The organism is Acinetobacter sp. 778_lipA, from assembly GCF_058242985.1.
Genome location: NZ_JBZAYT010000004.1, coordinates 16,504 through 30,215, shown reverse-complemented (window position 1 = coordinate 30,215; position 13,712 = coordinate 16,504). Strand labels below are relative to the sequence as shown.

The 13,712-nt window shown below is 38.6% G+C and carries 14 protein-coding genes; 5 read left to right on the top strand and 9 right to left on the bottom strand.

Going from position 1 to position 13,712, the window contains the following annotated elements; genetic code table 11:
- Positions 1–23: 23 nt before the first annotated feature.
- Both AC4CUY_RS22160 and AC4CUY_RS22155 read right to left on the bottom strand, forming a co-directional pair.
- A complete protein-coding gene (locus AC4CUY_RS22160; RefSeq protein ID WP_336952537.1) occupies positions 24–2,426 on the bottom strand; it encodes a TonB-dependent receptor plug domain-containing protein in 2,403 nt (800 codons plus the stop codon).
- Positions 2,427–2,852: 426 nt separating this feature from the next.
- The gene (locus AC4CUY_RS22155) at positions 2,853–3,041 is read right to left on the bottom strand and encodes a heavy-metal-associated domain-containing protein (protein ID WP_004818287.1); all 189 of its coding nucleotides are present in this window, start codon (positions 3,039–3,041) and stop codon (positions 2,853–2,855) included.
- Between the two features lie 237 nt (positions 3,042–3,278).
- Here AC4CUY_RS22155 and AC4CUY_RS22150 point away from each other — a divergent pair, with 237 nt between their 5' ends.
- Positions 3,279–3,839, top strand: coding sequence for a DUF4303 domain-containing protein (locus tag AC4CUY_RS22150; RefSeq protein WP_419326919.1), 561 nt, complete (start codon positions 3,279–3,281; stop codon positions 3,837–3,839).
- Positions 3,840–3,890: 51 nt separating this feature from the next.
- Here AC4CUY_RS22150 and purC read toward each other — a convergent pair whose 3' ends face one another.
- From purC to dapA, 3 genes are read right to left on the bottom strand one after another with little or no spacing between them, the layout of a single operon-like run.
- Positions 3,891–4,610 (bottom strand): phosphoribosylaminoimidazolesuccinocarboxamide synthase, encoded by a 720-nt coding sequence (gene purC, locus AC4CUY_RS22145; protein WP_004818291.1) that lies wholly within the window; start codon positions 4,608–4,610, stop codon positions 3,891–3,893.
- Between the two features lie 37 nt (positions 4,611–4,647).
- Positions 4,648–5,256 (bottom strand): lipoprotein-34 precursor (NlpB), encoded by a 609-nt coding sequence (locus tag AC4CUY_RS22140; RefSeq protein WP_336952534.1) that lies wholly within the window; start codon positions 5,254–5,256, stop codon positions 4,648–4,650.
- A 15-nt stretch (positions 5,257–5,271) separates the two neighbouring features.
- Positions 5,272–6,168: a 4-hydroxy-tetrahydrodipicolinate synthase gene (dapA, locus tag AC4CUY_RS22135; protein ID WP_490774725.1), complete on the bottom strand. Its 897-nt coding sequence runs from the start codon at positions 6,166–6,168 to the stop codon at positions 5,272–5,274.
- Between the two features lie 484 nt (positions 6,169–6,652).
- On the opposite strand from dapA, the gene pncA reads away from it, so the two are divergent.
- Together pncA and AC4CUY_RS22125 are read left to right on the top strand one after the other, a co-directional pair.
- The gene (pncA, locus tag AC4CUY_RS22130) at positions 6,653–7,288 is read left to right on the top strand and encodes a bifunctional nicotinamidase/pyrazinamidase (protein WP_419326920.1); all 636 of its coding nucleotides are present in this window, start codon (positions 6,653–6,655) and stop codon (positions 7,286–7,288) included.
- Positions 7,289–7,381: 93 nt separating this feature from the next.
- On the top strand, positions 7,382–8,335 hold the full coding sequence (locus tag AC4CUY_RS22125; RefSeq protein WP_336952530.1) for a bile acid:sodium symporter family protein: 954 nt from the start codon (positions 7,382–7,384) through the stop codon (positions 8,333–8,335).
- Positions 8,336–8,396: 61 nt separating this feature from the next.
- On the opposite strand, the gene AC4CUY_RS22120 is transcribed toward AC4CUY_RS22125, so the two are convergent.
- A complete protein-coding gene (locus AC4CUY_RS22120) occupies positions 8,397–8,867 on the bottom strand; it encodes a 2-thiouracil desulfurase family protein (protein WP_336952529.1) in 471 nt (156 codons plus the stop codon).
- Positions 8,867–9,385 carry a GNAT family N-acetyltransferase gene (locus AC4CUY_RS22115; RefSeq protein ID WP_490774724.1) on the bottom strand — a complete coding sequence of 173 codons (519 nt, stop codon included), beginning with the start codon at positions 9,383–9,385 and terminating at the stop codon, positions 8,867–8,869. Before AC4CUY_RS22115 ends, AC4CUY_RS22120 begins: the two co-directional genes overlap by 1 nt.
- 105 nt (positions 9,386–9,490) lie before the next feature.
- On the opposite strand from AC4CUY_RS22115, the gene AC4CUY_RS22110 reads away from it, so the two are divergent.
- Both AC4CUY_RS22110 and AC4CUY_RS22105 read left to right on the top strand, forming a co-directional pair.
- Complete coding sequence (locus AC4CUY_RS22110) at positions 9,491–9,760, top strand: DUF4031 domain-containing protein (RefSeq protein ID WP_004718783.1); 270 nt, start codon at positions 9,491–9,493, stop codon at positions 9,758–9,760.
- A 250-nt stretch (positions 9,761–10,010) separates the two neighbouring features.
- The gene (locus tag AC4CUY_RS22105) at positions 10,011–10,331 is read left to right on the top strand and encodes an ArsR/SmtB family transcription factor (protein WP_004718782.1); all 321 of its coding nucleotides are present in this window, start codon (positions 10,011–10,013) and stop codon (positions 10,329–10,331) included.
- Between the two features lie 110 nt (positions 10,332–10,441).
- Here the strand turns inward: AC4CUY_RS22105 and AC4CUY_RS22100 are convergent, their stop codons facing one another.
- Both AC4CUY_RS22100 and glmS read right to left on the bottom strand, forming a co-directional pair.
- Positions 10,442–11,413 (bottom strand): cation diffusion facilitator family transporter, encoded by a 972-nt coding sequence (locus AC4CUY_RS22100; protein ID WP_490774723.1) that lies wholly within the window; start codon positions 11,411–11,413, stop codon positions 10,442–10,444.
- 460 nt (positions 11,414–11,873) lie between these two features.
- The gene (gene glmS / locus AC4CUY_RS22095; RefSeq protein WP_490774722.1) at positions 11,874–13,712 is read right to left on the bottom strand and encodes a glutamine--fructose-6-phosphate transaminase (isomerizing); all 1,839 of its coding nucleotides are present in this window, start codon (positions 13,710–13,712) and stop codon (positions 11,874–11,876) included.

Sequence of the window (13,712 nt, the reverse complement as noted above, 5' to 3'; positions counted from 1 at the left end):
AAGCCCTTAGTTAACTTTAATCTCTACCACTTATAATTAATTTTGCCGTAATAGAATGCACCATTAAAACCAAACGGTGAGAACTGGCTGTATTGCAAACTTCCGCCTGTAGGCTTATTGATGTCATAAACATCTTTATCTGGGTAAACATTGGTAATGTTGTCCCCCCCAACAGTAAATTTCCAATCGTTTAATTGGTATGTTAGTGCTAAATCCAACAGCCATTTTGCAGAAAATTTCTGATCACTGGCAGCACCTGAGTTACTGTAAGTTTCAAAACTTCCATAACGCGTGATATTGGTATTGATACCAAAATTTCCAATTTTATAATCATTGGCTAAACTGAATTTATGTTCAGGAGTACTTCCGGCCAATAGACCATATTGTTCACGACGGTCTAAACGGGTAAGGTTGACACCCAAAGCATTTAAAATTTCAGGGTTTTTATCAACATCGGTGACTTTATTACGATTAAAATTATAAGCCAAAGATGTGGTTAACTCGCCATAAGGCAGGTTTTCCCATTGGTAATTGGCAACTAAATCTACACCACGAGTGCGAGTATTACTGGCATTATTAAAGAAACGTACCGTGCTGAAATTGGTATCGGTAATCCCTTTAGACACCAAATAAGCGCGAACAGCGGGGCTGCTGGCATTGATATTTGAAGATAAGCTAATACGGTCATCAATATCAATTTGGTAGGCATCCAAAGTCACATATAGGTTTTTAGTTGGGGTAAATACCAAGCCAAGACTATAGTTCTTTGATTTTTCAGCTTTTAAGTCTTCTGCGCCGAGCAATTGTGCAACTTGTGAAGAACTTGGAAATGTTCCTGCCTCAACAAACTGTCCATTGACCAATTGCGAAGAGGTTTGAGTGAAATATTGTTGTGCTAGACTCGGTGCGCGAAAGCCTGTAGAAACTGAGCCACGTACCGCAACTTGAGGTAAAAGCTTATAACGTAATGAAAGAGATGCATTATTGGTGTCCCCAAAGTCATCATATTTCTCATAACGATAGGCTGTAGAAGCTGAAAGTTTTTGGGTAATATCTGTTTCTAAATCAAGATATCCTGCATAACTGTCACGTGTCCATTTCCCGGCATCTGCTTGGCGAAAGCCTGATAAACCTGAAGAACCACTTTTATAATAAGAGGCAGGATTGCCTGCTTTGATTTGATATTGTTGGTTTAAATATTGAGTACCAAACGCGACATTTAATGGACTTGCAAAAGCAGAGATCTCAAATTCTTTTGACAAATCAATATTATAAACAGCTTGGATATTCTTTAACTGTCCATTATGGAATGAATTTGGTGTTGAACCTGTATCTTTGTATAGATCGACATTAATGGTTTTTGTATTTACATCATATTGGTTTAAGCCATAATTGGCTGAAACATCATAGCGCCAGTCTGCGACTTCCCCACGTAAGCCTGCAACAGCACTAAAGTCATCTAATTGACCGCGAATCAGGGGTAAATAACCATTTGGAAATAATGCAGGTACATTGTTCGAGGCATTACTCAAACGATAGAATCCAGCAGTTTCTGCATTACGATGGCTATAGGTTGAAAAGCCATATAATTCAACACTCTCACTGAGGTCAAAACCAGCATTAACAGAAGCTTTAACCTCATCAGATTTTGGATCACCAAAACGGAAGGTTCTTTGTCCGTATGTGGTAGCATTTGGATCACGAAAGTCTAAACCTGCACGATTGGTTGCTTCATTGTCCTGCCATTCACCGGAAAAAATGGCATAACCATAATTGCCCAGTTGAGTACCGCCCGAGACATAGGATTGTTTTTGTTCACCATCACCTTTGTTATAAATACCGTAACGAATACCAGCATCACCTGTTTTAGGATCAGACTTTAAGATAATGTTGACGACCCCCGCAATTGCATCTGAACCATAGCGAGCAGACGCACCTTCTCTAAGTACTTCAATACGGCTGATGGCAGAAATCGGAATGGCATTTAAATCGGTCGGTGCTGAACCACGTCCAATGGTGCCCCCAAGGTTAATAAATGCCCCTGTATGGCGACGTTTGCCATTCACTAAAACCAAAACTTGATCAGGAGAAAGCCCTTTTAGTTGCACTGGGCGAACGAGTTCTGTTCCATCGACAACGGTTGGACGAGGAAAGTTAATCGAGGGGATAATTTTAGCCAGCGCCGTACCTAACTCACTTGAACCTGTACGTTCTGTCAATTCCGCTGCACTAATCACATCAATCGGTTGGAAGGAATCTGTTTTAGAACGTTTTAGCGAACGTGTACCTGTGACAACAATGGTATCAAGTGTTTTAATTTCTTGGGTGGCTGGAATCTGTTCCGCAGCGTATGCATGTGGATACAGAAATGTAAAAACTAAGCTGGCGGTCAGGCTTAATGAATATCGTTTTGATAATGTACGCATAACTCTATTTTGTAGCTCTTTTTGTAACGGTTTGTTGTGATCATAGTGAGCTTGAGATTATTTAGAAAACAACTTTTAAAAATATAAATAGAATAAAATCTGCAAAGTGTATGGTTATTTAAAGTGTTCTCAGTTTAGAAATCTAGATTTTATCATGCGATGTTTTATGGGAAATTTGATACACAATCTTTTGAAATTATTGATAAAGCGTATGATTTTGAATGGCTCAGTGATGAGGCGATGATATTGAATCAAGTTGATGAAATAGAGTGATGATCAACAATTTACATCAGAAAAAGCTGTGTTTGATCAATGCTATACAGACGTATAATTCCCCTGACAGAGCCCAGTTTGATCAGTTTATATTTGCTTTAATGCAAAAGGGCTACCTTAAATTGATAGCCCTTTTAACTTTATCCAATCAGCTTAGCGTGGAGGAAAGCCCGCTTCTGATAAAGCATCAACCACTTGTTGCTGTGTTGCTGTTGTTTCAACTTTAACACTGTGACTTGGTGGATCGGCAATCACCTTAGCATTTTCATCTACAGATTGAATTGCTTTGGTTACACCACGTGCACAACCACCACAGGTCATATTTTCAATATAAAATTCCATATCTCACCCTGCTCTAAGAAGACTTAAACTTAAGATAAACCTTACCATAATTGTAAGGTCAAGTTTTAATGTTTAAAGTTTCATCGCAACGCTTTTTCAAAAATAATTTACAGTATTTTTAAGTCGTCGATTGCTCAATTTTTTACGAATGCTAAATGCCAACCTCGGTGAATGGTTTATATACAGAATTTATGCTTTGATAGTAAACTCTGTATTGAAATTGTGAATGATAAGAACATGATGATGAATAAAGACCATTTATATTCAGTGATTTACCAAGATATCCAAGATGCTTTCGCTGAAATTCAGCAGCTTACACAAGATCAGCATTTATGTGCTATTGGTTTGGGAATGGTTGAGGATTTCTGTGGTTTCTTTTATGTAGGATGCACATTAGAACAATTAAAAACCTTTGAAGACGTCTATGAAGCATGGTGGATTTCAGAATGGAGTTGTTCAAGTACTGCCAATAATCGTGTTCACAATGCAATCACGGCTTTGTATCAGGATTTGGGAGAGGATTATACAAATGAGCAATATAGCGAATTACAAGCGCAGTATCAAAAGACCATTATTCAAGCATTACAAGATTTAAGAATACAAGGAAAATTAAAAAACCAACAGGGTGAAGAAATTATTGTCATTATTCAATATGCAGACTCATCCGATGAAGATTTTGAGGACACCAGCTTCCCACAAATTAATCCTGAGTTTTTGGTACCTTTATTTGAAAACCGCTTTCAGAAAAAAGCTGGTGAAAATTTATATGATTATCTATTAGAAAAATCAGCATTTTAAAATAAGAAACCGAGCTAAAAAGCTCGGTTTCTGAAGAATCAGTATCTAAAATTAGATATCTGAAAGATCTACACCAATGCGTGTAGCCACTTCTTCATAAGCCTCAACAACACCACCTAAACCTTGACGGAAACGGTCTTTGTCGAGTTTTTTCTTGGTGTCTTTATCCCATAGACGGCAACCATCTGGAGAGAATTCGTCACCCAATACGATACGGTCATGGAACACGCCAAATTCAAGTTTAAAATCAACAAGAAGCATGTTGCCTTGAGCGAATAAATCTTTAAGCACAACATTGACTTTTTGAGTCAATTCTTTCATTTGTGCCAATTGTTCAGCATTTGCCCAACCCAATGCAATTGCTTGAGATTCGTTCACCATAGGATCGCCTAAAGCGTCATCTTTGAAGAACAATTCAAACGTTGGTGGAACAAGTTCTAAACCTTCTTCAACACCCAAACGGCGACATAGTGAACCTGCTGCATAGTTACGCATTACGCATTCAACAGGGATCATTTGCAATTTTTTCACTAAAACTTCAGTTGGAGAAAGAAGTTTTTCGAAGTGTGTTTCAATACCAGCTGCAGCCAGTTTTTCCATGATAAAGGCATTAAAACGGTTGTTCACCTTACCTTTACGGTCTAGTTGCTCTATTTTTTCGCCATTAAATGCAGAAGCATCGTCACGGAAAACTAGAATTAGATGATCCGCGCTATCTGTTTCATAAACAGATTTCGCTTTACCAGTATAGAGCAAGGTTTGTTTTAACATGGGGGAACCTTTTGCAAAAAAAAATTGCCTAGAACGACTAGGCTGGCCAGTTTTGGTAAATCTGGGTTAATAGTTCTGCAGCTTTTTCTTTGTCTGCAAAGCTATTATCGGCGTTAAACACAGCAAGCGTGTTACTTGAACCTACGGAGGTAAGCTTCAATACATAGGTTGAATTATCGATTTTAACAGTTGCCTCATTGGCATTTTTGCTTTGGCCGATAACCTTATGATTTAAGCTACTGAGGGTCGCAAGTGCGTACTGCCAAATTGTAGCAGAATTTCCATCAATTTTGATCAGTGGATTGCCATTTCCATCAGTTAAAATTTGAGGACGACCAACACTTTCAGCTGATGCAGAAACTTCATCAGCAGGTGCACTGATTTGAGCAACATCTGGACGAGGAACTTCGTAACGATTGCCTCGTTTATTTTCAAATTTTGGTGCATGCTGAAGAGCAAGTGGGTCAACAATAGGAGCTGGATACATTGGCGTTGCAGGTCTAACTGTCGAACCTTCAGGGTAGCTAAGTGGCTCTACGGTGGTCGTGTTTTTATAATCTAAAGAACCATTGTTGATTCCAAGGGAACTACAACCCGCCAAGCTTAAAGCTGAAATGGCAAGAGTTAAACCTAAACGTAATTGCATAATACTAAGCTCTTATTAAATGAGACCCACTGCTTTGAGTTCTTCACGCAGTGGTGCACGGTATTGTTCTGCTAGGGGAGTTAATGGTAAGCGAATGCCAGTACCAATTAATTCCATTTCATGAAGTGCCCATTTCACTGGAATTGGGTTCGATTCGCAAAATAGAATATTGTTTAATTTTGCAACTTGGTCATCTTTGCTTTTCGCTGTTGTAGTATCACCTGCAATTGCAGCGGCACAAAGTTCACTCATGATTTTTGGTGCAATATTTGCTGTTACTGAAATATTGCCGCGGGCGCCTAACTGAATCAATTCACTCGCAGTCGCATCATCACCTGAATACACCACCATGTTTTTGTCTTTTAAGCCATCAATCAGCTCTTTACCACGAGGAACATAGCCAGTCGCATCTTTAATTCCTACGATTTGAGGAATATCTGCTAAACGAATTGCGGTGTCGTTGTGCAGATCTACACCAGTACGGCCAGGCACGTTGTACAGAATGATAGGTAAATCAACAGCTTCAGCAACTGCCTTATAGTGTTGAAATAAACCTTCTTGCGTTGGTTTGTTATAATAAGGGGTGACTAAAAGTGCGGCATCTGCGCCGAGTTGTTTGGCTTCTTTGGTGAGTTCAATCGCTTCGTGTGTCGAGTTTGCACCAGTACCGGCAATAATTGGAATACGTTTATTGGCAACACGGATAATTTCTTTAATTACTTCTGTGTGTTCTGCCATGCTAAGAGTAGATGCTTCGCCAGTTGTTCCGACAGCAACAATACTATTAGTGCCTTGTTCTATGTGCCACTCAACGAGCTTCTCGAGACCCTTCCAATCTACGCTGCCATCTTCAAACATAGGGGTGACGATTGCGACAATTGAGCCTTGAATGGTCTGTGCTTGCTGAGTCATTTTAAAAAAATATCCTATTTTTCCATCCACATGCGTTTGAGTAAACATGGATTGGGATGGTTGCAGTATTTTGATTTGAGCGAGAAACAATCATCTTAAAGATTGCCTAATGCTTACGCAAATTATGACTGATTCAGCGTGTCAGAACAATATGCTTTAGTCAAAGCTTGGAAATTCTTTAACAAAAGCAACAAATCACTCACATTTCCAAGCAATTTTTTTAATTTTCATTTTTTTATCCAAATTGAACAGCGTGCAGTTTTAATTCAAATACAGGGTGAAATCCATCCGCGCTAGAAAATAAGTTTCTATTGGATGGCTGAGCCTCGCCGTTTAGAATCTAGCTAACCGTTCTAGATGATTTCACGATTGATTTTGATAAGACGCTCGCAAAAGTATGCTTTTTTATTGTATGTTGAGTCATCGAATATTTAAATTTTTACGATTAAAATAATAGTCATTGGGCCAATATAAGGGTAGGGAAATGTTGCAATCTGAGCGTAGCGCCTTGATCGTTGTTGATGTACAAAATGGTTTCACTTCAGGGGGAAATTTAGAAGTTGCCTATGCTGAGCAAATCATTCCAACCATTAATCAATTGGCACTACATTTTGACAATATCGTACTGACCCAAGATTGGCATCCTGAAAACCATATTTCATTTGTTGAGAATCATCCCAACCGTAAAGCTTATGACCTGATCAGCTTAGATTACGGCCCGCAAGTATTGTGGCCATCCCATTGCATACAAGGGACCCAAGATGCTGAATTCCATCCTGATCTAAACATACCAACTGCTCAACTGATCATTCGTAAAGGTTTTCGTTCCCAAATTGACAGTTATTCAGCCTTTATGGAAGCCGATCATAAAACCACTACAGGCTTGGCGGGCTATCTTAAAGAGCGCGGTATAGATACAGTGTATATTGTGGGGATTGCGACAGACTTCTGTGTCGCATGGACGGCCATGGATGCCGCCAAGTTAGGTTTTAAAGCCTTTGTGATTTCGGACGCTACCAAAGCAATTGATTTACATGGTTCTTTACAACATGCATGGCAAGAAATGCTGGCTGTGGGTGTAAAACGCCTGATCTCAAAAGAGATTCTCAACGCAGCATAAGCATCAAGACTTGCATCATTTGAGAAATATTACTGCTTTAAAATATCTTGCTTTAAGATAAGCCGAAATCCTCAATCTGCTTGGGTAGGGACAATGTCAGCAATTTTACGTTTTAGTCAGTTTGTACAAAAAACTTTTGCCTTGTGGGTTGTGGTGTTTGCCTTTATTGCATTATGTTTTCCAGCAGCATTTGTCTGGATGAAAGCATATATTCCCTGGGTTTTAGGGATTATCATGCTGGGAATGGGCATGACCATGACCGTGGATGAGTTTAAGAATGTCTTGTCAAATCCCAAAGCGGTTGTGATTGGTGTCGTTGCACATTTTGTGGTGATGCCCAGTGTGGCATTCTTGCTCTGTAAAGTTTTTAATTTACCACCCGAAATTGCGGTAGGAGTAATCCTTGTCGGCTGTTGCCCTGGAGGGACAGCATCCAATGTCATCACCTATATGGCCAAAGGAAATACAGCTCTATCCGTCACATGTACATCTGTTTCAACGTTTTTAGCGCCTATTTTGACACCAGCGATATTCTATGTTTTAGCCAGCCAGTGGATTCCGATTGATGCGGGTTCAATGTTCATCGATATTCTTAAAGTGGTGATTTTTCCAATTATTTTGGGCGTGATTTTAAGAAGCCTATTTAAACAAAAGACCGAGCAATATATTCAAGTGATGCCTCTAATATCTGTAGTCGCCATTGTGGTGATCGTGGCGGCAATTATTGCAGCCAGTAAGGCTTCAATTTTACAATCGGGTTTACTGATTTTGGGTGTGGTGATTTTACATAATGGTTTAGGCTTTTTATTAGGCTATTGGGCAAGTCGCCTATTCAACTTATCTTATCCTGACTCTAAAGCTGTTGCGATTGAAGTGGGGATGCAAAATTCTGGCTTAGGTGTGACCTTAGCGGCAATACATTTTGCTGCATCTCCAATAACCGCAGTACCAAGTGCTATTTTTAGTTTATGGCATAATATTTCTGGACCTATTTTAGCCACGTATTGGGCAGCAAAAGCAGATAAAATGGCTGAAAATAAACAATAATACTATTTTAAAATTTACGTTTCATTTAGAGAGCTTTGGCTCTCTTTTTATTTATACTGACTTATTCTTGCGCTAACTGCTTTAAAAACTCATCTTCAGTGAGTACGCTAAAGCCATGTTGTTCGAGTAGAGCTGCAGTAACCCCTTTGCCTGATATTTTATGCCCTGAAAATGATCCATCATAAATCATCTGTGAACCACAAGAAGGACTGTTGGCTTTTAAAATAATATGTGTCACTTGATGGTATTGGGCGAGTTTTAGGGTTTTTTCTGCACCTAGAATAAATTCAGCTGAAACATCATCACCATTGGCATCTTTTACTTTGGCTTGCCCCTTTAAAACTTGATAACCATCACCACCTACGATTTCTGCAGGTTGCCGAGGTGTACTTAAGCCGCCTGAAACTTCAGGACAAATCACTACGGCTTGTTGCTTGTCTAACAGTTGTTTAAGCTTGTGTTGTAGGCAGTTCTTGGCATCGTAGCGCACATTTTCACCCACAAGACATGCACTAATCAGGTATTTTTTCATTATCTTGAGGTTAATTCGAGTTGCATTAAATCCATACCAATATCATATAAATCTGTTTTAAAGTCGATGCTTAATTTCTCTATAAAAGCAAAATTTTGATAGAATTTTTTTGCACGGGTGTTGGTTGTTAATACTTCCAAAAATACAGAAGCTTGTTGATATTCACGTGCAATATCAATCGCATTTTGCATAAGCGAAGATGCAAAATTTTTCCCAACCGGCTCTTTAAGCAAGTAAATTTTCTGTAATTCTGCACCAGTAATATCTAAATGTGGTTCATATTGGTTGAGATTTAACTTGGCATATCCAATAATTTGCGCTTGTTCATTTTCCAGCAATAGCCAAACTTGATCAGGATCTCGCAGAGATTCGGACAAATTTTCTAAACTAAAATTTTGATTGAGAAAATTTTGTAGGCCTTGTTCTAACCAAAGATCAGCAAAATGTTGGTGATATGTGGTGCAGGCAAGCTGATTGAGTTGCTTGAGATGGATTGGTGTGGCTGGATAAATTTTCATTATATTTTGTCATCAAATGACGCTTTGCTATACCTTGAATTTGTATTCAATCATGGATGAATTTCATGGGATAATCAATCCGAAATAGGGAAAATGAATCTTGTTATGAGTGTGTATGTCGATCGCGCAAAAGTTCCGTTTAAAGGGCAAGAATGGTGTCATTTGATGGCAGATACACTGGAGGAATTACATCACTTTGCGCAAATGCTGGAAATCGATGCCCGTTTATTTCATCGCTCGGCCTCTTATCCGCATTATGATATTACCCTGCAAATGCGGGTAATGGCGATTGCTTATGGCGCAATTGATGCCGATCGAAAAACCATTATTGCTTGTGGAAAGAAACTGAAGTTACAACTCAATCAATCTTTATGAAGTGTTGATAGGCTGAATGAATATATTTATTAAATTCAATTTTTTATGTTTTTAGTATGCTTGTTTCGTACTTAGATGTTTTTGATTCGTGTTTTAAACATTAGAAATAAAGAGTTGGTTTTTTATTTAAGCTTGATAAAACCGCATCTCCAGAAAAATACTTTATCGCGATTAAGTCTTGTCCTTATGAGAAGCACAAGAGTAGAATCTTTTATGATGAAAAATTATGAACAACGATTGTGATTAATATATGACTTTTAAAGACGGCTCAACAGAAATATCGCAAGACGAGATTATTATTCTGGCTGAAACTTTTCGACTTTTAGGAGATGCTTCACGTCTCAGAATTCTTTTATTCTGTATGCGTGGACCTAGTCCAGTTGGCGATATCTGCGAAGCACTCGATTTGTCGCAATCTTTGGTTAGTCATCATTTACGTTTATTACGTTCAGCACGCTTGGTGAAAAGTGAACGTCAGGCCAAACAAGTCTTATATGAAATCGCTGATACGCATGTCAGTCATGTTCTGTCTGATATGGCAAAACATATTGCAGAAGAGCAGTGCGGTTAAATTTTCTATTTTTCAAATCGATTTTAAAACTAAAGTGAATTTCAAAATGTGGATGCCACAAAGCAACAATCAATGACCTTGTGGCGATTTGTGCTTGATCCATATTAATCTTAATGATTATGTCCAGCATGAGGATCAATTTTTGTCGGTTTTTCAAGGCTACAGGTACTATCACCTTGCCAATCAATCGCGACAGTTGGATGTTCAATATCAAATTTGGTTTTTAATTCATCCTCAATTTGTTCGGTGAGTGTCTTGATATCAACATCTGCTTCAGGTTGGACATGTAATGTTGCCATTGCTCTTCCTGAAGTGATCATCCATACATGAATATGGCTAATTTTCTGAATGCCTTGAACGGATTTTAATAAGTGAGTGGTGATATCTGCGGTATTGGCATTGGCAGGCGCACCTTCTAATAAAATATGAATGGTTTGTTTAAACAAAGACCATGCACTGCGCAATACAAGTAATGATACAAGCACAGACAAAATCGGATCAATCGATGTCCAACCTGAATACCAGATGACGATTGCAGCAATAATTGCAGCAACAGAACCCAATAAGTCACCCATCACATGCAGAATCGCACCTTTGATATTTACATGATCCGTATCATCTCGTGTGAGATACCATAAAACAAAGATATTCACCAACATACCAACAATTGCGACGATAAACATCGGTCCCGCAAGAACGGGTTGTGGTGATTGAAAGCGTACTATCGCTTCATAGATGATCCATCCAACAATCCCAAACAATGTTAGAGAATTGATCAGACCTGCAATCACTTCAAAGCGCATATAGCCGAAAGTCCGTGATTTATCCGCAGTACGACGACCAAAGCGGAACGCTACATATGCTAATCCTAATGCCAATGCATCCGTCATCATATGGCCTGCATCAGCTAACAGTGCCAGTGAACCAGATATGATTCCCCCTGCAGCTTCAACAAGCATAAAACTGAAAATAATGAAGAAGGAAATCAGAATTTTTCTTTCATTTCCTGTAGTTGCTTCAGGTACATGCGTGTGGTTGTGATCAATATGGCTATTATGGGGATGATTGTGATTGTGTCCCATAAGGACCTCTAGATTGGATTATTTACATATGAATATATGTTCATATGTTTGTTTTGTCAAATAGCTTCATGTTAATTTTTTACAGTAATATGAATCAAAAAATTTAAAATTTGATGTCACTAGGTGTTTAAGTTTAATAAAACACAATAAAGTTTTTAAAATGAACTGATTCACTTTTGAGCTTATTTACTTTGATGCGAAGTAAAAAAAAGGAGGCTTTTTCTCGCTAAGGGATCTTGTTGGTTTAAGTTCAAGAGGATGGTTTTTGTTTTGGTTATTTTTAAATTGATGGATCTATAAAAATTAGGCATCAAAAAATCCACACATCATGCTGTTTAGAGCATAGCTTGTGTGGATTGTTTGAGCTATTGATATGTGTATGGAACTTAACTTATTTCATACACTTGTATGAGAGTACTTTATTACTCTCATACAAACACTACAATCAGTAACTAATTGCTTATTCAACCGTAACTGATTTTGCTAGGTTTCTTGGTTGGTCTACGTCAGTACCACGTAATACCGCAACATGATAAGACAACAACTGCACAGGTACACTATAAACAATTGGTGCTAACCAAGTATTGACCGTTGGAACATAGACAACATGTTGACGATCTTTAGCCACGATACCGCTATTTTCATCTGCAAAAACAAACAGTTCCCCACCACGTGCTTGAACTTCTTCCATATTGGATTTAAGTTTATCCAGCATTTCATCATTCGGTGCAAGAATCACCACAGGCATATCATTGTCGACCAAAGCCAATGGGCCATGTTTCAATTCACCCGCAGCATAACCTTCGGCATGAATATATGAAATTTCTTTAAGTTTTAATGCACCTTCAAGCGCAATTGGGAATTCTGTACCGCGACCCAAGAACAAGCAATGCTGTTTTTCTTTAAACAGAACAGACAAACGTAAAATTTCTGCATCATTTTGTAAGGTATCTAAAATGACTTTAGGAATATGCCACAACGCAGAAGTGATTTCATCAATATGTTCAGCTGAAATGGTTTGCTTAACCTGACCAAGTTTAAGGGTCAATAACATTAAAGCCGCAAGCTGTGTGGTAAACGCTTTGGTTGATGCCACCCCAATTTCAGGACCAGCTAGGGTTAATAAATGATGATTTGTTTCACGAACCATAGATGAGGTCGCGACATTACAAATCGTCATAGTATAGATATTTAAGCCTTTTGCTTTAGCACGCTTTTGTGTATCACGTAATGCAGCCAAGGTATCCGCAGTTTCACCTGATTGGGAAATACAAACATACAATGTGTTATCTACAATCACAGGCGAGCGATAACGGAATTCACTGGCAATTTCGACTTGGCAAGGCAGATCAATCAGTTGTTCAAACCAATATTTTGCAATCATTCCAGCATGGTAGCTGGTACCACATGCAAGCACTTGAACTTGCTGAACATTTTTAAAATCTATTTCAGCATTTTGTAAAAAGTCTTCTCGTAGTGTATTGCCATTTAAAGCTTGAGAGATCGTTTGTTGAATTGCTTCAGGTTGCTCAAAAATTTCTTTGAGCATGTAGTGTTTATACTCACCTTTAGAGGCATTACTCACGGTTGCATCCAGCTCTTTCACCGGACGATCAACCAATTGGTCATTGACAAAAACTTCAATCGTTTCACGAGTTAAACGCGCAATATCACCTTCTTCAAGATAGATAAAACGGTTGGTCACAGGTAACAGTGCCAATTGGTCTGAACTAATAAAGTTCTCACCAATACCAACACCAATGACTAAAGGTGAACCTTCACGAACAGCAATTAATTCGTTTGGGTAATCGGTATGCACAATCCCCAGTGCATAAGCACCTTTCAGTTGAGGTACGATTTCTTCAACAGCTTTTAATAGATTGGGTGATGATTTCAGTTCTTCAGTAATTAAGTGAGCAACGACTTCAGTATCTGTTTGAGATGTAAACACATAACCCAAAGCTTCAAGATCATCTTTAAGCTCTTGGTAATTTTCAATAATACCGTTATGTACCACTGCAACATGCCCAGAAATATGCGGATGGGCATTGTTTTCAGTTGGTTTACCATGGGTTGCCCAACGTGTGTGTGCGATACCCACAGAACCTAAAATATTAGACTCTGCAACCGCACCTTCTAAATTTGCAACTTTACCGACACGACGTTCACGTAAGATTTGCCCTTGATCAACCAGTGCAACACCCGCAGAGTCATAACCACGATATTCAAGACGTTTTAGGCCTTCAATTAAAATATTTGTAATGCTTCGTTCAGCAACGCCACCAACAATACCGCACAT